Genomic DNA, 19542 nt, shown 5'->3' with positions numbered 1-19542 from the left:
AGCACCGGCCGCACACGAGCCTGCGCGGCCTCACCCCGAACGAGTTTGCAACCCGGTCCAGATCGGACCACAAGGAGAACAGAGTCCAGTTATGAACGAGGGCTGATCGGGGGCAACGTCACCTAGTCCCTGATACGTCGCTTTCCGGGTTGCGGGTGGCACGGGAGTTGGATCTGCTCATGGCCCAGCGTGGCCGACCACACACTGTGGTCAGTGACAACGGAACTGAACTGACCAGCATGGCGATCCTGCGCTGGAGCCAGGATCAACGCATCGAGTGGCACTATACGGCGCCCGGCAAACCGACACAGAATGCGTTCGTAGAAAGCTTCAACGGCCGGCTGCGAGACGAACTGCTCAACGAGACGCTTTTCACCTCGCTGGCGCACGCCCGGTTCACTCTGGCGGCATGGAAAGACGACTACAACACAGTCAGACCACACGGCAGCCTCGGGAACCTGCCGCCGGCCATCTACGCCACACTCAACGCTCCTGGCATGCAATGGGACGGAGCGCCTGAGCAGTTTGGGAGCACCGCGCTCCCTCCCATTGCACCACCGAGCCCTAAAGGCTCAAATGACCAAAGGACTCCGCTCCCAACCGGATGAGGTCTTGGGCTCACGTCAGCGGGCAAGTGTTTAGTCGGGCTCTACTCCAGTGGCATATTCAAGCTAGCCCCTCCTCCCGAAGCGCCTGCTGAACTCCTGGTCGAGAAGCAACCGAGCGCATGAACCGCGACAGATTTTCGTAAGGCGCCAGATCCAGCTGGACGTGCTTCGCCCAACTAAGCACGGTGAACAAATAAGCGTCAGGTGCGGTGAAGTTCTCCCCCATAAGGTAACTCCTTCCGGTCAGCGATTTATCGACAAAAGAGAGGCGCTTTGCGAGTAGCTCGCGGCTCATCTGCTTGGTCTCGGCAGGAGTACCTGATTTGAAGAAGGCGCCAAATGATTTGTGTATTTCGGTACTGATGAACGCAAGCCACTGCTGCGCGCGGTAGCGGCTTTCTTCTCCGGCTTTCGGCATCAAGCCCGCCCCGGGGTTTTGATCAGCGATATATTGGATCACCACAGAAGCTTCAGTAAGAACCAACCCCGTGCCCGTATCCAGAGCAGGAACATACCCGTTCGGGCTGATGCTGAAGTAGTCCGAACCATCATCGAGCTTCTTCTCAGCGAGGTTCACCGACACCAAACCAATTGGCACGTTCGCCTCGCATGCCACGATGTGCGGTGCGAGCGAACACGCGCCCGGCTTATAATAGAGTTTCATCCGAGGTTCCTCATTGAAGATGTCATGAAAGCCTGTTTGCGCCATATTGAACCGCGTACAATCAGCTTGGCCTGAGCGGGTTGCGGTATTTCCCCGCGACCCCGCCTCCAACAATCACGCTACGATGTTCCTGAACCATCACGTCTCCACGGGATGAAGTATCAACCGCGCCCCGCTGTTCGCGCGCTTTGATTACTAAGCCGAGGCTTCGGAAGCCGGGGGCAACGAAACTGTATCTGGAATGGAGGTGCCATCCCGCGCCGGGGCCTTGATCCTGAAGCAAGCCACGTAGAGCGCGGGAAGGAATAGAAGGGTTAGAACTGTGCCTACGATAATACCACCCATCATCGCATACGCCATCGGTCCCCAAAAAACTTCACTGGCGATTGGGATCAACGCCAGGCTTGCTGCTGCAGCGGTGAGCAGGATCGGGCGCATACGATGTTCGGTCGCATCCACCACCGCCGTCCAGGGGTCGAAGCCGTCCTTTATGTGCTCCTCGATCTGAACCACCAGAATAACCGAATTGCGGATGAGAATTCCGATCAAGGCGAGGATACCCAAGATCGCTACGAATCCCATCGGCGCACCACTTGGTAGCAACGCGGCAACGACTCCGATTACAGCAAGAGGAGCAACCGCAAACACCAGGAACAGCCTGCTGAAACTTTGCAGTTGAACCATCAGGATCGTGGCCATCGCAAACAACATCAGGGGAACGACCGCAACGATCGGAGCTTGTCCTTTGCCGCTATCTTCAACTGAACCGCCGACTTCAAGACGATAGCCAGCCGGAAGCTTGCTTGTGAATTCATCAACCGAAGAGGTCAGTTGCTGAACAACTGTTGCTGGCTGCAGCGCGCTCGTGATTCCCGCTCGAATTGTTAAGGTTGGGATCCGGGAGCGCGTCCAGATCAAAGGTTGTTCGACCTCATACCCAAACTCCGCCACAGCGGCGAGCGGCACGGACTGACCGTTGGCGGTTGGAAGTTGAAGGTCTCGGAGAGTCTCGATCGAGCTGCGCTCGGCTGCTACCGCCCGACCAACGATATCAACCATATAGATGTCGTCCCGAATCTCAGTGACCGTAGAGCCACCGACGATGCCGTTGATGGTTGAAGCAATCGTTTCAGAAGACACTCCCAGCTGACGAGCTCGATCTTGCATAACATCGATACGGACGACGCGTGAAGGTTCGCTCCAATCGTAGACCACTTCGCCAAGGCTGGGATTCTCGGCAAGAACGTTACCAAGCTCAAAGGAAAGCCGCCGCACAGTTTGGATGTCCGGCCCCGACAGACGGTATGCGACGGGGCGGCCAACCGGAGGGCCGATATCAAGCAGCTTCACGTAAGCGTCGGTGTTCGGAAACGTTTCCGTCAGGTACTCAGTAAATTCTCGGCGAAGTCGATCCCGCGTTTCAAGGTCGGACGTGACAATGATCGTCTGACCGAACGCAGGCGAGCCCGGTTGAACGTCAAGCGACAAAACAAACCGGGGGGCGCCTTGACCGATGTAACTCGACCAGCGTTCAACCCCCTCACGGTCCGTAAGTTGTTCCTTCTCGAACTTCACGATCTCATTAGTGGTCTGCGTAACAGAAGCATTCTGTGGCAAATTCCAGTCCACAATCAGTTCTGTCCGATCTGAGGATGGAAAGAACTGCTGCTGCACGAACTGCATGCCGTAGATCGAGAGAGCAAACACGGCCAGTGTGGAAGCGATCGTAACCCAGCGCCACCGGAGGCAAAGCAGGAGAAGGCGAGCGAAGAAGCGAGCAAACAGACCCTTCTTTTCATGATGCTTCCGCATCGTCTTGGGCAGCATGATCACGCCTATCAAGGGAGTGAACAAAACCGCGACGATCCAGGAGAGTACGAGCGACACCGCGATGACTACGAAGAGGGTGAAGGTGAACTCCCCGGCTGCGCTCGTGTTTAGGCCAACCGGAATGAATCCCGCGACGGTGACCAGCGTGCCCGTCAGCATCGGGAACGCCGTTGATGTCCAGACGGACGTCGCTGCTTTGTGGATCGTGTCACCGGCTTCCAGCCGCGCCACCATCATCTCCACCGCGATCATCGCATCGTCAACGAGCAGCCCCAGCGCGATTATCAGTGCTCCAAGAGAGATACGCTGCAGCGAGATGCCCAGGTATTCCATGACCAAGAACGTGATTGCCAGCGTCAGCGGAATGGCCACCGCGACCACGAGCCCGGCACGGAAGCCAAGACTCACGAAGCTAACAACCAGCACGATGGCGATGGCTTCGAAGAGTGCAGTGGTGAAGCCAGAAACAGCCTCCTCTACGACTTGCGGCTGGTCTGAAACGAGATGGACGCCGATACCGACCGGAAGCTCTGCAACAATGCGATCCATCTCGTGGTTGAGTTCTTCTCCGAAAGCGAGGAGGTTTGCGCCTGCCTTCATACCGACCGCCAAGCCAATGGCCGGCTCACCGTTGTAGCGGAACAGGCTGCTTGGGGGATCCACGTAACCGCGACGAATATCCGCTACATCGGAAAGTCGAAAGAAGCGGTCGTTGATGCGCAGATTGAGGTTTCTGAGGCTTTCTTCGGAAGTGAATTGACCAGTGACGCGGATGCTGATGCGCTCACCATCCGCCTGGATGACACCGGATGGCACCACGGCGTTCTGTGACTGCAGGGTTTCAACGACGTTCTGCTGCGAGATACCATAGGCGGCAAGCCGCCTTGGCGAGAACTCCAGGAAGATGACTTCGTCCTGGGCTCCGATGACGTCAACCTTGCCGACGTTTGAAATGGTCAGAACCTTCGAACGCGCATCCTCCACAAAGTCACGCAGTTCTCGCGTTGAGAATCCATCGGAAGTGAACGCAAAAATGTTGCCGTACACATCCCCGAAATTGTCATTAAACTGTGGCCCTATGACACCATTTGGTAAGGTGTTTCGTATGTCGCCTACCAAGTTGCGAGCCCGCATCCATGTCGACGCAACCTCATCAGCGGCAGTGGTGTCGAGGAGGTTTACAAACACAACCGTCTCGCCCGGCCGGGTCATGCTGCGCGTGTAATCAAGCTGCGGCAATTCCTCAAGTTTCTTCTCGATCCGCTCCGTCACCTGCTTGATTGTGTCTTCAGCCGTTGCGCCTGGCCACTGTGCGCTGATGATCATAGTTTTAATGGTGAAGGCGGGGTCTTCTTCGCGCCCGAGATTTAAGTATGAGAATAGACCTGCAACCGAAAAGACGATCATGAAATACCACAGCATCGAGCGGTGGTTCAGCGCCCATTCCGAGAGATTGAACGACTTCATTTCGCCACTTCCTCGACTGCAACACGCTGCCCTTCAACGATGCTGTGGACTCCAGCGGCCATGATCCGATCGCCGGCCTGGAGCCCCTTGCGCACTGACCACAGACCTTCAGTGGCCTGACGCAGTTCTACTTCCCTCAGAACCGGCTTATCCGCGGCGTCGGGGACCAACCAAACGAAGGCTTGCTCGCCGCGGCGGAGTACTGCGTTTTCTGGAACGGCAAGAGCCTGAGGCTCGCCACTGGGAAGCGCTACTTTGACAATGGAGCCGAAGCGGAAGCTCGCCGGGGGGTTCTGCAACGCAATCCTGATGCGACGTGCGCGGGTCACAGGGTCTGCCAGGGGAGCGATCTCTCGCACGGTTCCGGTAGTCGTTTTGGTAGCATCAAGTTCGAGCCGCACTGGAAGCTGTGCGCCCAAAGACAACCGAGCGGCATACAGATCTGGCACGTCAATCACTGCGTCGCGAAGATCAGGACGCGCGACAGTCACAACGGTTTGCCCCGGCGATATCACCTGGCCGGCCTCGCCGGACACCGCTGTCACAATGCCCGGGAAGCCCGCGATAAGCTGGGTATAATCCAACTGCTCGCGCGCCTGACTGAGCGCTGCCTCAGCTTGCAGCTGTGCTGACCTTGCGGCCTGCAGAGCTTGCTCTGCTTCTTCTACAGCCGCTTGTGTTGAGACATTGTCGGCCAGCAAGGTGCGCTGACGACCAGCAACGCCGGTTGCGTTGGCGAGTGAGGCCTGCGCCCCGGCCAAAGCGGCTTCAGCAGCTTGTACATCTTTCTCCTGCACTGTTGCATCAAGAGTCGCCAGCACGCTCCCCTCTTCGACCGTGTCGCCAATGTTTATTTTCCGATCGGCGATGCGGCCCAATATCTGGAAGCTGAAGTCGGTGCTGACCTGTGGCGTGATTGAGCCAGAAAAAGTCGCGGCCTGCTCGCCGAAGGGCTGCACTACGATCGATTTCACCGGGCGCGGCGGAGAGACTGTTTCTGCCTCTTCCTTCTGGCAGGCGGCCAACAACACGAGGACGGCTAACATGAACCCAAAGCGCTTCATTCGGATGCCCCTTGTACATCCGAGGCACTGATCTTCTGGCCCGGCCGCAACAGCTTAGTGCCGTCGGTGATGACGAGGTCACCTGCTTCAAGCCCCTCACCCACCGACACCGAAGAAGCGCTGTAAGCGAAAGGATGTATTTCTCGCGTCACAGCCGTTTCTGATTTGGTATCGAATACCCAAACAGCGGGCCTGCCGTTGACCGATGTGATGGCTGAACTCGGCAGGTTGTAAACTGGGGTCGAAGGCAAGAGCGCTGTTCCAGTGACTGCCGCCCCAAGTGACATAGACGGCGGAGTCCCCTCCAACCCCACCTTGACGCGCACCGTGCCGCTGACTGGATCCACGGTTGGTGATACCTGGCGGATCTCGCCTGTTGTATTCACAGAAGGGTCTGCTGCAAGAGCGACAACAATCTCCGGTGGCCGACGCTCTTCAATAAGGAGGCTCTCGTAAAGATCAAAAACAGCATCGCGCGGCCCATCAAGTGCCACCGTGAAAACTGTAGCAGCAGCCTGTGCAACCTCTCCCACATCGAGTTGGCGAGCCGTCACCACGCCGGCGGCATCCGCGGTTAAATCAGTGAAGGTGAGGTCCTCTTCCGCCGAGGCGAGCCGGGCCGTCGCAGAAGCCGCGTTGGCGCGCGCGACCTTCAAAGCTCGCTCGGCTGCGTCGAACTCCCGACGTGTGGTAAAGCCGCGCTTCAGAAGGCTTTCCGAACGAGCGAACGCAGCAGCTGCCTGGGTGACCTGCGCTTCAGCTGAAGCGAGGACTGCATTTGCAGACTCTACCGCCGCGCGCTGCAACTCCGCATCAATACGTGCCAGCAATTGACCGGGCTCTACCCGGTCTCCGACATCCACAAGGCGCTCGATGACACGGCCACTCGTACGAAACGCAAGGTTGCTTTCCACTTGCGCGGCCAAAGTACCGGTCAAGGTCACTGTTTCGACTGACGGTGTAGGCTGAACCTCCACAACCCTGATCGGGCGCTTGGATACTGCAACTACTTGATCTTGAGGCTGGCATGCTGCCAGGAGAAATGCGGCCCCGCATGACAACCAAAGCTTCGCTAGTTCCGACACTGCCCCACTCCGTTCATGAACTCCAGAAAAAGAAAATAAGCGAGCCAGTGCGTGGCACTTGCGGAAGCCACCAATTTCTGATTTCTAAAGAAACCACTTCGTTTCCTAAGTCAAGCGCTTTGCGAGGATGCATGCTCGACAAGCCGACGCGCCAGGGCCGCCCACCAACCTTTTCCAGGGAAGAACGCCGTCAACGCATACTTGCGGCCGCATCACAGGTCTTCTTGGGAAGGGGGTACACGAACGCCAGCATAGATGACGTCGTCAAAGCCTGCGGGATGTCCAAGAAGACGGTTTACCAAGCCTTTGACTCCAAAGAGCATCTGTTCAGAGAGTTAGTGGAAGCCGAGATCGCCAAGGCTCCCGACCTACAGAATCTCGGCACCGCGATAAGGGGAGCCGAAAATCACCTTCGTTACGCCTTTCAGCAGATTGCCGAATTCATCTTCAGCGATCATCAAGTTGCTCTTGCCCGCCTGGTAGTCACGGAGAGCCCAACTTCGCCCGAGCTTAGCGCAATCTTCTATGAAAAAGCTGTGCTGACAGGACGGGCAATGCTGACGGACACGCTACGAGCCTTAATGGTGGAGGGTGAGATCAGTGGCCCGCAGCAGCCAGAGGAACTGGCGGACATCTTGATGGGTGGATTGCTTGGCCGGGACTTTTTCGCCGTTCTCATTAGCCGAACCACGCCGCCTTCCAAAGAAGCAATTGCGGAGCGCGTCACACGCTTGCTCCGGTTCATCCAACCAGCACTTAAAGGGAACGTCGCGTGAAATATGAACGATCGCTCCAACAAGGCTGCTAACGAATGAGCCATGCTCCCCAAGCCATTTTGGCGCGACCAGCCCTCCTGTTTCTTGTTCTTGTGATGGCGAGCGCATGTGCGTCTCGGCCTGGTACGGACACTCTGATCCCCTTTGGTGCTACGGTGCCGGGTGCGAAACTGGTCAAACTGCTTGTTGCCACCAATCGCTCCGGACACGAGGGACACTCGGCCGGTTCAGCTTCAACCCGCGGCGAGTTGCGGTTCGAGGAACTGACTGTTTCCATCCCTCCGCAACATCAGCCCGGTGAGATCGAGTGGAGCAAGACAACTGTTCGAGATCCACTGGAAAGCTTTGTTGTTGTCGAGCGACAGCCAATGAATGCGACTGACTTCCAGGAGAGGTTGAATTCGCGCTCGAATGGGGCCGGTTCGACTGGCATCTTTGTGCATGGCTACAACTACAACTACACGGAAAGTGTGTTCCGTCTCGCTCAGCTTGCAGCAGATTCCGGTAGCCTCGACGTGCCAATTCTGTTCTCGTGGCCGTCTGATGGTGCTGTAGCAGGCTACGTCGCGGACAGAGATGCGGCGACTTACGCGCGCGATGATTTGGTCACTCTTCTTGAAACAGTAGGTAGCGCCCAGACGCGACGGCGCCGGTTGCTGGTGGCTCATAGCTTGGGCGGCTGGTTAGTCATGGAAGCCTTACGCCAGTTGCGATTGAAAGGCCGCGATCACACGATCTCCAAGTTCGAGGTCGCGTTAGCGGCGCCTGACATCGATGTGGACGTCTTCCGCAAGCAGTTGGAAGTGGTTGGCAAGCTGAATCCGCCTTTGGCCGTCCTCGTTTCCACGGACGATCGTGCACTAGGCGTCTCACGCCGACTTGCCGGTGGACGCCAACGTGTTGGAGCTGTGGACATCAGCGATCCCGCGTTGCGAGAGGCCGCGGCCAAAGCTGATGTCCGGATCATTGACATCTCTTCGGTAACAGCTGCAGACGGAGCCAGGCACAATCGTTTCGTTCAGTTCGTTGCACTGCAAGCAACGACAGTCGTGCAAGCTGATGCCGTGACATCCCTGCAGAAAGCCGGGGCTTTCGTTTTCAATGCGGCCGGCAATGTCGTGTCGAGTCCGTTCGACCTCGCTAGCCGAGCCTTGAGTTCACAATAATTGCAAATGACGGACAGCGAGAGAATAGGCATGGGCGCGTTGCGAACACTTTCGGGTAAAACTCTGTTCATCACAGGCGGCAGTCGCGGCATCGGACTAGCGATTGCTCTTCGTGCCGCGCGAGATGGAGCAAATATCGTCATCGCGGCAAAAACAGTAGATCCGCATCCAAAGCTATCCGGCACGATCTTTTCAGCAGCCGACGATATCGAGAAGGCTGGCGGGTCTGCCTTGCCCCTCCAACTTGATGTTCGGGATGAAGCGGCAGTTCAAGCTGCGGTGCAGACTGCGGCTAATCACTTCGGAGGCATAGACGTCTGCATCAACAACGCATCTGCGATAAACCTTTCCTCTAGTGAGGAAATGCGGGTGAAGCACTTTGATTTGATCCAGCAGGTCAACATGCGCGGTACATTTCTGATGTCACGTGCTTGCATCCCTTTCCTGCGTAAGAGCGAAAACCCGCACGTACTCACTCTCTCGCCACCGATGACAATGCGAGCTGATTGGTTCGCGCAGCATCTCCCCTACACGTTGAGCAAATATGGGATGTCCATGGTTACGTTTGGAATGGCGGAGGAGTTCCGCTCGGATGGGATCGCGTTCAATTCACTTTGGCCCCGGACGACCATTGCAACCGCCGCTGTGGAATTTGCACTTGGAGGTGAAGCGATGATGCGGCGTTCGCGCAAACCGGAGATCATGGCCGATGCTGCCCATGCAATCTTGTTAAAAGATGCAGGTGTCTTCACTGGCAATTTCGTTTTGGATGACGAGGTGCTCGAAGCAGACGGCGTGACTGACTTCGATGCTTACCGGTGTGGCGCCTCTGAAGATCTCGAAACGGATATTTTCGTAGATGAAGCTTAGGCCTTGAACAGCTGTCTGGTGAACAGCAAGGAGGGCTTTGGTGCCGCCGTGTACTGACAACATCCCCACGGATGATGTACATCGAAGCGGCCACAACGACGTCAGCAGGGCAAACTCGGCCCCTTCACCATCCAATTGCGCAGCAGGGAAGTGGCGCAATCGTTTGCTTAGCAAGCGTGCGCATGCCTTCATCTAACCGGATGTTACTGGCTCTTAGATCTGGAAGGGCCATCGGCGGCTCACCTTCGGTCGTCCGCGATCCAGGAGTCACACGCGAGCATAGAACACGATGAAATACGTTGAGTTCACGTGCCGCATCCTGCTGTTCCTCTGCTTGTTCTTTGGCAGTGCGGAGATCGCTGCTGCGCAGTCCACGGCAGGGGCTTTGGATCCCGTGGAAACGCTGGACCAGAGCGCATCGGAACTGGAAGCGGTTCGCTCATCGCTGCAAACCCTGGGACCAGACGGCGATTACGACGCCCTACGCACGCGGTCACAGACGGTCGCTGCAGCTTCTGATGCGTCTGCAGAAGCGTTGGTTTCCAGGCTCGCCGCGGTTCAGGCTATCTTGGAGACCATCGGGGATCCTGCGGAAGGCGAAGCGCCGGACGTCGTGGCGCAACGGTCCGAGCTGACGCTTGAGCGGGACGAACTAGATTCTAACGTGAAGCGCGCCCGGCTGTTGGCCACCGCAGCCCGGGAAACGATCGAGACCATCAACCGTGTTGTGACAGACCGGTTCAACCGCAACACACTCGAGCGGGTCGCATCGCCGTTCAGCGCCTCATACTGGCAGAACGTCAGCGACAACTGGGTCGTGGACCTCAGCCGGTTGTCAGATTTCGCGACAGCAGCGAGTTCCCGGGTTGCCAATGCAGTAACACCCCAGGGGTGGGCCACCATCGGCGCGACCACTGCTGCGGCCATCTTCCTAGTACTACCCGTGCGTCTCCGCCTCAAACGCTTTGGACAAAATTACGCGCGCGACCGAGCGCCACACACCCGTGCCCGCAGGTCGGGACTTGCGGTCTGGTTTCTCCTCGTTGGGTCCATCACGGGCAGCTTGGGCGTGACGCTCCTTGTACAGGGACTGGAATGGGCGGATGCCTTAACGCCGGCTGCATCGTCGTTGGCGTGGAACCTTGCTTTAGCGTCTGTATTCGGCGCTGTCGTCGTTTCGATGGGCGACGCCTATCTTCTTGTTGACCGTGGGTCGTGGCGCCTGCTGCCGATCAGCGACCAGACAGCAAGGGCGCTGCGTTTCTTCCCTGTGGTGACCGCTCTCATAGTGCTCATCGGCACGGGCTTGGTCGAAGTCAACCGCATCGTCGGCGCTAGCCCCCCCGCTAGCGTCACAGCGAACCTGGTAACTGCCGTGTTCCACGTCGTGCTGCTCGCCAGTGTCTTGGCAGTTTTGGGAAGGCTCCGAACCCTGCGGGATCGGGAGGCTGAAGAAGTCACCGCAAGACTACCGCTCGTGACAGCTGCGATGTTGCTTGGCTGGCTGACTGTCACTGTCTGCGTTCTCGCAATCGCCCGCGGCAACGTAAACCTTGCACTGCTGATCGGCCGCGAAATCGTTTGGGCTGTGGTTGTGATTGCTGGTGCCTATCTTCTTACCACAGCTGTCGATGACCTGATCACGACCTTGTTGGCAAAAGACAGCCGTGCCGGTCGCGCCGTAGCGCGCGGGTTTGGGTTCAGAACCGAAACCGTTCAGCAGTTTGGCCTAGTAGTTTCGATCTTGCTGAGGGTAATGATAAGCTTCTTTGCAGCGGGGGCTGTTCTTGCGCCTTTGGGTGGCGGAACGGCCCCGGCCTACACGCAGCTTTCCGGCATAACGTCCGTTGCAGTCGCCGGCATCGTGATCCAACCCGGTGCGGTGTTGCGCGCCATCGCGGCGATTTTCCTGGGACTCGGCGCTGTACGCCTGCTCGACCGGTGGATGAACAACACCTTCCTTCCGGCCACCAGCCTTGATGCAGGAGCACGCAATTCAGTCTCCACCATTCTGCGTTACGTCGGCATCGTGGTGGCGGTCTCCTGGGCCGTGTCCATGCTTGGCATTGGACTTGAGCGGGTTGCCCTCCTCGCAAGCGCACTATCCGTCGGCATCGGCTTCGGCCTTCAGGCAATTACCCAAAACTTCATTTCCGGGCTGATCCTCCTAGCCGAACGCCCGGTGAAGATTGGAGATACCATCCGCGTTGGTGCCGATGAGGGTGACGTCAAGCGCATCAACGTTCGTTCCACAGAGATCCAGATCGGCGACCGCTCGACCCTTATTATTCCGAACTCTGAACTTATCACCAAGAGCGTGCGTAACATGACGCTCGCCAATCCCTTAGGACGCGTTCAGATCACATTCTCGGTCCCGATGGAGGAAGATCCGGACGAGATCATCGCTATCCTTCTCGACCTCTTCGCTGAACACGAGGCTGTGTTGGACGAACCAACGCCGTCGGTAATGATCGACTCATTGGTGGATGGAAAGATTGCCTTCAACGGAATATCTTTCGTGTCGTCGCCAAGGCTTGTCTACGGCACTCGAAGCGATCTCTTATTGCGCCTCCTCCGGCGCCTAAAGAGTCGAGGGTTCTCCGCAGAGGCGACACTTTCCTCGCTCAGCGATGCGGCAGGGGAAACCTGACTCTCAATGCCGCCGCGCCTGCTCAACCTGTGTTACATCACCCTTCATCAGGAAGAGAATATCCTTTCGTGGCCGATGATGAGGAACGTTCCCGCTTCCTCGGTCGTGTAGACTCATAAGCGCGCAGCCACAGTTGCGTAGATGCGAGTTGGACCGTTGCGAGGATGTTGGTAGCGAGCTTGTTGTAGCGGGCCGCAACGCCGCGAAAGTGCCTCAGCTTGGAAAAGAAGCGCTCGATCAGCTTGCGCTCGCGGTACACCGCTTGCTGAAGTAGGCCTTCCCGGCCGTTTGCTCTTGGGCGGGAGGTTTGGACCTGGCCCTGCTTCTGGATCAACTCCCGAATCCGGTCAGCATCGTAGGCCTTTCAGAAAGCGCGGTGGTGCGGGGGTCAAGGTGTTCAGCAGCGCGTCCACGAATTGTCCGTCATGCGCCTGTCCTGCAGTCACGCCAGCCGCTTCCGGTTTCCCCGCGCGGCGACAACGACGGTGGTCGTGAGCCCGCCTCGCGAGCGACAGAGAGATCAATCTGCGCTTCTCCTGTTCGCCATCGCGGCTTGTTGATGCGCGTGAACGGAATTACTGTCAATCATCTGGATGCCGCTGTGCTGCGCGAGTGGGGATGGCGTCCATCAGCCTGCCCCATATGCCTGCTTCCGCCATCGCACGAAGCGATTGTAGCAAGTCGACGACCCCAGCGCTCCGGCAGGTCCCGCTCATGGTACACTGCATCGAAGCAACCAGGATATGCCGTTCAGGACACGACGATCATCTACGCGCGGCATGCCTCTGGGCTTGAAGGCAGAATCATACGCTGTTCCAAGTCAGTCAGGTCATATCGGCTCATGCCAGCCATGAATCAGAGCGTGGCGGGATAGCAAAGACTTGAGTTGCTTCGCGCCCATTCCGGAGGTCGGGATGTGCGCTTCTTGGCATCATCCCAAGCGCGCGGTTGCGGTTTCATCCAGCTCGCGTCGTTTCGCCCGTGGTTCTTGCTGGGTCGGCCGCGGCTTCTGCGGCGAGCAGGCGCAGCAGGTCAGGGAAGCGCCTTTCAAGATCCGACCAGCGCAACTGATTGGTACGGCTGTTGCCAAGATCGACCTGCCGAATGAGCCCGGATTTACGCAGGACGCGGAAATGATGGGTTCGCGTCGCCTTGGTAACCGGCAAGTCGAACGCGCTGCAATGGCGGATGCAATCGCGATCGGCCGCCAGAGCAAGCACGACCTTCCGGCGTACCGGATCGGCAAGCGCGGCGAAGATCGCGCCGATCTCCATCTCGCCGACATCGGGGTGACCGTTCTCGTCGGGCATCATACCGCTCCGTCCTGGTTAGGGTATGATTTACATCATACCTATAGCTGTGTATCAGATCGTCTCGGTCTATGGGAGGACATTCAGTATGACGGCAAGCCGCATAGTCGAACTGGCCGAATTCGGGGGGCCCGAGGTCCTGAAGATTGTGCAGCGGGACCTCCCGCCGCCAGCAACCGGCGAAGTTCAGATCCGCCACAAGGCGATCGGCTTCAACTTCATCGACATCTATCAGCGCAAGGGCATCTACCCACTGCCGCTGCCCACTGGTCTCGGCTTCGAGGCTGCTGGCGTCGTGGAGGCTGTCGGCCAGGGTGTTTTGGAGCATGCGGTCGGCGAGCGCGTCGCCTATATGAACGCTGGCGTGGGGGCTTATTCCGAACGACGCAATGTTGCTGCCGATAAGTTGGTTCGGCTCCCTGAGAGCGTCAGCGACGAGACGGCGGCGACATTGCTGTTCAAGGGCATGACCGCTCAATATCTGCTGCGCAGAACGCATAGGGTCGAGCCGGGCGACGTACTACTGGTCCATTCAGCAGCCGGCGGGGTCGGCCAAATCTTGACGCGTTGGGCCACAGCGCTGGGAGCGACCGTTTTTGGCACCACTGGCTCGCCGGAAAAGCGCGAGACAGCGCTGGCAGCCGGATGTAAGGAAGTGATCGACCTCAACGATCCGCAATGGCCGGAAGCATTTCTCGCGGCATCTGGGATCAAGGCCCGTGTCGTCTATGACGCGATAGGCAAGGACACGCTGCTGCGCTCCCTGGATTGCGCTGCGCCATTCGGCCTTGTGGTGAATTATGGCGCGTCCTCGGGCAAGGCCCCTGCGGTCGATCCGGAATTGCTGAACAAGAAGGGCTGCCTATTCCTGACGCGGCCGTCTGTTTTCCCCCACAATGCCAATCCGGCGACCTTCCGTGCCAACGCAGCCGATCTCCTCGATGCCATCGCGCGGGGGCACGTAAAGGCCGATATTGGGGGCCGTTTTGAGCTTAACGACATCGCCGAGGTTCACCGCGCCGCTGAGCAGCGCCGGCTCAAAGGAACGATCCTGATCATTCCTTGACGGAGGCAGCCTAACATTCAGCTGCAGCTGACGGGGACAGATCCGCGCACTCCTCCAATCTGAGCCGCCGACCTACGCTATCCACCCATTCGAGGCATTGTCAGTTTGTGGATACACGACCTAGGGTCAGCGCGGAACTTCCGGCAAATGTGCTTAGCGATCTAAGGACAAGATTGAGCGTGCGCATTTCTCTATTTGTGCAATCAAAATAGGGGCACTAATCCGGAGATATGCCACCGCCGATGTAATAGACTGAACACAGAAATGGAAGCCTGTGCCCATCTTGAAAGCCCTGGCAAGCGGAATGTACCGCAGAAGCGCTTTTGGGTCGATACCCTTGTCACCCATTGCTTCTTGCAATCGTATCTAGTGTTAGAGCCAAGGCTGTAGAGGTCGTGTGCAGTTCAAGACATCTGCTGCCAGGCTTCACTGGTCGCGTCGCCAAGCGGTGCTAAGGACATGGGACATGATATCACGCAGCCTCGGAAAGCCGGATGTTCCTGCTCGTCCCTATAGCGATCTTAGCGTTCATCCTTTTCCTGCGTCTGGCGAAAAGCAATGACCTTGTGCCTAAAACAGCTTGCCCGCAGCTCTGCTAAACGCGGGACGGTGCTTGAGGTCGCGCTGAACGGTCCTTGGGGGCCCCCGAACCAGCCCAAGGCACCATATCGTGCGCAGGACATCGTAGACGAAGGCATCCGCTGCGCTTCGGCAGGGGCCAACGTAATCCACGTGCATCCGTATGACGACGGCACCCTGACGCAGAACGACGATCTCGAGACCTATGTCCGGATTATTGAAGGAATCAGAGAGCGGGTGGACGTGATCGTCTATCCGACGGCGCCTTTCATGAGAGCGGCCTCTGGCCCGCGCTACGCCGTGACCGAAGCACTTGCGAAACGCGGCTTGATCGAATGGGCGACGATCGATCCCGGATCCACGAACGTCGTCAGGAAAGCCGATCTCAGCCAGACGGAACCGGGATTCGTTTACGAGAACAAGGCTGCGACGCTCAGGGAAGGCCTTGAAGTCTGCGCCATCTACGGCGTGAGGCCCGCTTACGCAATCTACGAGCCCGGGTTCATGAGGCTTGGGCAGGCGATGGCTTCCCGCTTCGCCAGCCTGCCTGCGCCGCTCTACCGCCTGATGTTCAGTACCGAGTTCCTCTTCGGACTGCCGCCATGTGCCTCTGCGATGGATAGTTACGAAGCCCTTGCGGCTCAACTGGACCTGGACGATCCGATTATGATCGGAGGGCTGGGCGTCGACATCCTACCACTCGTTGCAAACGCGGTCGCCAGAGGATGGCATGTGCGGGTAGGACTGGAGGACGCACCCTTCGGGTGTGAGATGTCCAACGTCGCCCTCGTCGAGGCGGCCGTCAGCTTGATCGACCGGGCGGGCGGCACTATGGCTGCGGCGGGGCAGCTTCTCGCAGTCGCCTCGACCGAGGCGCCGGGCTAAGATCCTCATCGGAGGACAGCAATGGAAATACGGCAGCTTCGCTACTTCGTGGAGATCGCAGACAGGGGGAACATCACCAAAGCTGCTGACCACCTCCACGTCGCCCAGTCCGCCTTGAGCTACCAGTTGGCGAAACTGGAGGCAGAACTGAAGGCGGACCTCCTGCACCGACAGTCCAGAGGCGTGGTTCTCACCGAGGTGGGCACGGTGCTCCTTCCCTATGCAAGGGCAATCCTCAAGCAGTTCGACGGCCTGCCGCAGGTCGTCGCGAGCGGGAATGGAAAACTGAGCGGCAAGGTCACCTTGGGAATGTCGCCGAGCGTCTGCAGCTTCCTATCGGTTCCGCTGCTGCAGCACGTAAGGGAGAAGCACGCTGACATTCGGCTTGAACTGACGGAAGAACTGACCGGAACCCTTGAGGCCGACCTGCGGAAGGGGGCTATGGACTTGGCTGTCCTGATCGATCACCAGGCGCTGCAGGGCCTCCTCGTGACGCCGCTGGTCCGGGAAGAGTTGAAGGTCATAACGAAGGCGAACGGTACCGCGTCTCGAGTACGCTATTCCTCTACGGACGCGCTTTCCCTGCCTCTTCTCCTTCCAAAAGAAGGACAGGGCATACGGCCGCTGCTGGATGCCATGGCTTTATCACAGGCCCTGCCCCGCATCGAACCTTTCGCCGAAATCAACTCGGTGACGATCCTCCGGTCGATGATCCTTGCCGGCGTAGGAGCGACCATCCTGACAGAGATGGCATTCGAACATGACCTGGAGAACGGGTCGCTTCAAGCAACCGGGCTATCCCCGCCGCTCTACAGGGACCTTTGCCTGTGCAGGCACACCGAGCTTCCCCCTACATTGGCTTCGGAAGCAATCGCCACAGCGGTCGCCGAGGTGTGCGTTGATCTCCTGCTCTCTAAGGCCTGGCATGGAGCCGAGCCATTTCATTCTGGCGCATGACACGGGCTCCGGTCGCAGCAAGCACCTACAAAAGCACCTAATTCCTCAGAAGGTCGGCGAGTTCCACCAGGTCGGAAGCCACGTAGTCCCATGAAGCATCGGGGCCGAGATCGGTGGACTGTTCAGGGCCGTGCTCAGTCGGCCGCAGCACGAATGCCGTGCGCAGTCCGGCATCCGCTGCGGCCGCAAGGTCGTCGTTGTGGGCGGCCACCATCATGCACTGCGCAGGCTGCAAGTTGAGAAGCCCAGCCGTGTCCCGGTACGCCTGCGGGTCTGGCTTGTAGGCACGCACGACCTCCGCTCCCAGGATGCAGTCCCAAGGGAGCCCAGCGCGCTTCGCCATGTCCGTCAGTAGGCGCACGTTGCCGTTCGAAAGCGGTGCGACGAGGAACCGCTTACGTAGCCTTTTCAAGCCTTCGACTGAGTCCGCCCAGGGATCCAGTCGGTGCCAGGCCAAGTTAAGGCTCTCGAGTTCGGGACCGTCTGGATCTAGGCCAAGTTCCTTTACTAGGTGGTCCAAATTTTCACGGTGTAGCACGTCCAGCTTCGTGAACTCCCGGGCTCCGGTTCGAACCTTTTCCATGGAAGGCTGGTAAAGCCCTCGCCAACGGTCTGCAAACTCGGGGCCTCCCACCGGAGAGCCGTGGGCCCGCAGAAACGGCTCCGCCTCCCGGATTATTCCGCCCCTCCAATCCACCACTGTTCCGAAGACGTCGAACAGCAGGGCTTCGACCTTCGTTCCGTTATTCCGCGTCAAGTTTAGCTCTCCACGTGAGTGCGGCGCCGCGAGCCTTCCCGCAGCGCCATCGGCATGTCAGTTGTCCTTGCAGCCAGTGGCACCGACGGCCGGGACGATCTCCTCGGCAGGTATCTTCCGGACAAGCTTGTACAGGTCCCAGGATCCGGTGGATTCAGCAGGAGTCTTGACTTGGAAGAGGTAGAAGTCGCGGACGATCCGACCATCCTTTCTCAGCTTTCCGTCCTTGATCATGAAGTCGTTGACGGGAAGCTCACGCATCTTTTCCGCCACAGCGACGGCATCCTTGCTTCCCACTTCCTTGACGGCCTTAAGATAGTGCGACACGCCGCTGTAAATGGCCGCCTGCGCCATCGAGGGCATTTTGCCGCCCATCTTTTCCGCAAAGCGGGCCGACCAAGCACGGGTCTCGTCGTCCATATCCCAGTAGAAGGATTCGGTCAGGTAGAGCCCCTGAGCCTGTTCGAGGCCGACGCTCTTTACGTCGGTGATGAAGGCCAGCATCGCTGCCACCTTCAACTTGTCCGAAACGACGCCGAACTCGAAGGCTTGCTTGATCGCGTTGGTGGTGTCGGCACCTGAATTAGCAAGCGCGATGATGTCCGGGTTGGCACCCTGCGCCTGAAGGAGGAAGGACGAGAAGTCGGAAGCGAAATACGGGTGCCTGACTTCCCCTAGGATATTGCCCCCGTTGGCCTTGACGACCTTTTGGGTTTCCGCAGAAAGCGAGTGTCCGAAGGCCACGTCGGCAGTCACAAAGTACCAGTCTTGCAAGCCCTCCTTTACCAGCGTCGACGCGGTTCCACTTGCCAGGACAACGGTGTCGTATGCCCATTGGAAGCTGGTACTGGAGCAGGCCTTCCCCGTGAAGTCCGCGATACCAGAGGACGCCACGATCACGATCTTCTTGCGGTCGCGGGCAAGCTCCTGGATCGAAAGCGCCACCGACGATGGCACAGGATCAAGGATCACATCCACGCCATCCGCGTCAAACCATTGGCGAGCCGTGGCGCTGGCGATGTCTGGCTTGTTCTGGCTGTCCGCCGATACGAGCGCGATCGGCTTACCGAGCACTTCTCCCCCGAAATCATCAATAGCCATTTGGGCAGCAACTATCGATCCTTGACCGCCTAGGTCAGCAAAGCTTCCCGTGAGATCGTTCAGGACCCCAAACTTCACCCCTTCTGCGGTTTGGGACGTCGCCTCGCCGGCACTTCCGAAGCTGATGGTTGAACTGATAAGCAAGCTTGCCAAAAGCGAGCGGCCGCAGAAACGAATTTTCATTGTCTACCTCCCAGGTCGTCCACCGGTCTCTCCAATCACCCGGACCGGCGTCAGTATATCTCTTACAAATGTTCAAAAGTACACGCAACAGTTCATTATTATATCGATTATAATCGAACTATATTTGTTTTAGATGCCATCATCTCGTGTTTCTATATCTGCACTCCGGCCACTGCCTTGCTGCGGATCACGGCGTTATCAGATGGCTTATCGATCAGAGGGGTCTCACAAAGCATCTGTCCCCTCGCGACACCAAGAGCGGGACCACGAACTTCGATTACGCATTGTCGGTGAGTGCCTGCATCTGCGACCGGGGATCACTGTCCCCAATATCTGTTCCGCCGACATGGTTAGAAATGCGGATGCCAATAACCGCTTTGGTACCTGCAAGCGCCAAATCGGACGCCTTGCTGACCGCCCTCGCCCCGGACCCTCGCCCTTAGCTTAGGGCGAGGAGGCAACATGTTTCAGCACGTCGCGAGAACGCCCAGAGAATTCGGCTCGTGATTCAAAAAGCTAACTAA

At 58.2% G+C, this 19542-nt stretch carries 14 protein-coding genes and 2 pseudogenes; 8 read left to right on the top strand and 8 right to left on the bottom strand.

All coding sequences use genetic code 11. From position 1 onward, the window contains the following. Window positions 1-122 precede the first annotated feature (122 nt). Window positions 123-608: pseudogene (locus J5Y06_RS22775) on the top strand (integrase core domain-containing protein); the annotation flags it as partial. A 58-nt stretch (window positions 609-666) separates the two neighbouring features. Here the strand turns inward: J5Y06_RS22775 and gstA are convergent. The 4 genes from gstA to J5Y06_RS22755 form a co-directional block, all read right to left on the bottom strand. Then, window positions 667-1272, bottom strand: a complete 606-nt coding sequence (gstA, locus tag J5Y06_RS22770; RefSeq protein WP_209337505.1) for a glutathione transferase GstA — start codon at window positions 1270-1272, stop codon at window positions 667-669. Between the two features lie 195 nt (window positions 1273-1467). Further along, window positions 1468-4569 (bottom strand): efflux RND transporter permease subunit, encoded by a 3102-nt coding sequence (locus tag J5Y06_RS22765; protein WP_209337504.1) that lies wholly within the window; start codon window positions 4567-4569, stop codon window positions 1468-1470. Next, window positions 4566-5633: an efflux RND transporter periplasmic adaptor subunit gene (locus J5Y06_RS22760; RefSeq protein WP_209337503.1), complete on the bottom strand. Its 1068-nt coding sequence runs from the start codon at window positions 5631-5633 to the stop codon at window positions 4566-4568. The genes J5Y06_RS22765 and J5Y06_RS22760 overlap by 4 nt, the downstream gene beginning before the upstream one ends. Then, the gene (locus tag J5Y06_RS22755; RefSeq protein ID WP_342453484.1) at window positions 5630-6610 is read right to left on the bottom strand and encodes an efflux RND transporter periplasmic adaptor subunit; all 981 of its coding nucleotides are present in this window, start codon (window positions 6608-6610) and stop codon (window positions 5630-5632) included. The genes J5Y06_RS22760 and J5Y06_RS22755 overlap by 4 nt, the downstream gene beginning before the upstream one ends. Before the next feature lie 239 nt (window positions 6611-6849). On the opposite strand from J5Y06_RS22755, the gene J5Y06_RS22750 reads away from it, so the two are divergent. From J5Y06_RS22750 to J5Y06_RS22735, 4 genes are all read left to right on the top strand, one after another. Next, window positions 6850-7494 (top strand): TetR/AcrR family transcriptional regulator, encoded by a 645-nt coding sequence (locus tag J5Y06_RS22750; RefSeq protein ID WP_209337501.1) that lies wholly within the window; start codon window positions 6850-6852, stop codon window positions 7492-7494. 35 nt (window positions 7495-7529) lie between these two features. Further along, the gene (locus tag J5Y06_RS22745; RefSeq protein ID WP_209337500.1) at window positions 7530-8660 is read left to right on the top strand and encodes an alpha/beta hydrolase; all 1131 of its coding nucleotides are present in this window, start codon (window positions 7530-7532) and stop codon (window positions 8658-8660) included. A gap of 6 nt (window positions 8661-8666) precedes the next feature. Beyond that, entirely contained in the window at window positions 8667-9530 is an 864-nt protein-coding gene (locus tag J5Y06_RS22740; RefSeq protein ID WP_245248322.1) for an SDR family oxidoreductase, read from the top strand. A 289-nt stretch (window positions 9531-9819) separates the two neighbouring features. Further along, entirely contained in the window at window positions 9820-12180 is a 2361-nt protein-coding gene (locus J5Y06_RS22735) for a DUF3772 domain-containing protein (RefSeq protein ID WP_209337499.1), read from the top strand. 106 nt (window positions 12181-12286) lie between these two features. Here J5Y06_RS22735 and J5Y06_RS22730 read toward each other — a convergent pair. Further along, window positions 12287-13023 (bottom strand): annotated as a pseudogene (locus tag J5Y06_RS22730) (IS5 family transposase); the annotation flags it as partial. Window positions 13024-13136: 113 nt separating this feature from the next. Beyond that, window positions 13137-13493, bottom strand: a complete 357-nt coding sequence (locus J5Y06_RS22725) for an ArsR/SmtB family transcription factor (RefSeq protein ID WP_209337498.1) — start codon at window positions 13491-13493, stop codon at window positions 13137-13139. Between the two features lie 85 nt (window positions 13494-13578). On the opposite strand from J5Y06_RS22725, the gene J5Y06_RS22720 reads away from it, so the two are divergent. The 3 genes from J5Y06_RS22720 (at window position 13579) to J5Y06_RS22710 (ending at window position 16977) form a co-directional block, all read left to right on the top strand. Continuing rightward, window positions 13579-14556 (top strand): quinone oxidoreductase family protein, encoded by a 978-nt coding sequence (locus tag J5Y06_RS22720; protein WP_209337497.1) that lies wholly within the window; start codon window positions 13579-13581, stop codon window positions 14554-14556. 558 nt (window positions 14557-15114) lie between these two features. Then, window positions 15115-16020, top strand: a complete 906-nt coding sequence (locus J5Y06_RS22715; protein ID WP_209337496.1) for a beta-keto acid cleavage family enzyme — start codon at window positions 15115-15117, stop codon at window positions 16018-16020. A 21-nt stretch (window positions 16021-16041) separates the two neighbouring features. Continuing rightward, window positions 16042-16977, top strand: a complete 936-nt coding sequence (locus J5Y06_RS22710; RefSeq protein ID WP_209337495.1) for a LysR family transcriptional regulator — start codon at window positions 16042-16044, stop codon at window positions 16975-16977. A 37-nt stretch (window positions 16978-17014) separates the two neighbouring features. Here the strand turns inward: J5Y06_RS22710 and J5Y06_RS22705 are convergent, their stop codons facing one another. Together J5Y06_RS22705 and J5Y06_RS22700 are read right to left on the bottom strand one after the other, a co-directional pair. Beyond that, window positions 17015-17734, bottom strand: a complete 720-nt coding sequence (locus J5Y06_RS22705; RefSeq protein WP_209337494.1) for a haloacid dehalogenase type II — start codon at window positions 17732-17734, stop codon at window positions 17015-17017. Between the two features lie 57 nt (window positions 17735-17791). Continuing rightward, window positions 17792-19018 (bottom strand): ABC transporter substrate-binding protein, encoded by a 1227-nt coding sequence (locus J5Y06_RS22700; RefSeq protein WP_209337493.1) that lies wholly within the window; start codon window positions 19016-19018, stop codon window positions 17792-17794. Window positions 19019-19542: the final 524 nt, after the last annotated feature.

The organism is Tianweitania sediminis (assembly GCF_017813335.1).
GTDB classification, from domain to species: domain Bacteria; phylum Pseudomonadota; class Alphaproteobacteria; order Rhizobiales; family Rhizobiaceae; genus Tianweitania; species Tianweitania sediminis.
Note: the sequence above shows the minus strand (reverse complement) of the source record. Positions and strands in the feature narration are given on the sequence as shown.

What these genes read in the sequence shown, in the direction of transcription:
- gstA (WP_209337505.1), bottom strand. Translation starts at nt 1,272, where the DNA reads ATGAAACTCTATTATAAGCCGGGCGCGTGTTCGCTCGCACCGCACATC.
- J5Y06_RS22765 (WP_209337504.1), bottom strand. Translation starts at nt 4,569, where the DNA reads ATGAAGTCGTTCAATCTCTCGGAATGGGCGCTGAACCACCGCTCGATG.
- J5Y06_RS22760 (WP_209337503.1), bottom strand. Translation starts at nt 5,633, where the DNA reads ATGAAGCGCTTTGGGTTCATGTTAGCCGTCCTCGTGTTGTTGGCCGCC.
- J5Y06_RS22750 (WP_209337501.1), top strand. Translation starts at nt 6,850, where the DNA reads ATGCTCGACAAGCCGACGCGCCAGGGCCGCCCACCAACCTTTTCCAGG.
- J5Y06_RS22745 (WP_209337500.1), top strand. Translation starts at nt 7,530, where the DNA reads ATGAGCCATGCTCCCCAAGCCATTTTGGCGCGACCAGCCCTCCTGTTT.
- J5Y06_RS22740 (WP_245248322.1), top strand. Translation starts at nt 8,667, where the DNA reads ATGACGGACAGCGAGAGAATAGGCATGGGCGCGTTGCGAACACTTTCG.
- J5Y06_RS22735 (WP_209337499.1), top strand. Translation starts at nt 9,820, where the DNA reads ATGAAATACGTTGAGTTCACGTGCCGCATCCTGCTGTTCCTCTGCTTG.
- J5Y06_RS22725 (WP_209337498.1), bottom strand. Translation starts at nt 13,493, where the DNA reads ATGATGCCCGACGAGAACGGTCACCCCGATGTCGGCGAGATGGAGATC.
- J5Y06_RS22720 (WP_209337497.1), top strand. Translation starts at nt 13,579, where the DNA reads ATGACGGCAAGCCGCATAGTCGAACTGGCCGAATTCGGGGGGCCCGAG.
- J5Y06_RS22715 (WP_209337496.1), top strand. Translation starts at nt 15,115, where the DNA reads ATGACCTTGTGCCTAAAACAGCTTGCCCGCAGCTCTGCTAAACGCGGG.
- J5Y06_RS22710 (WP_209337495.1), top strand. Translation starts at nt 16,042, where the DNA reads ATGGAAATACGGCAGCTTCGCTACTTCGTGGAGATCGCAGACAGGGGG.
- J5Y06_RS22700 (WP_209337493.1), bottom strand. Translation starts at nt 19,018, where the DNA reads ATGAAAATTCGTTTCTGCGGCCGCTCGCTTTTGGCAAGCTTGCTTATC.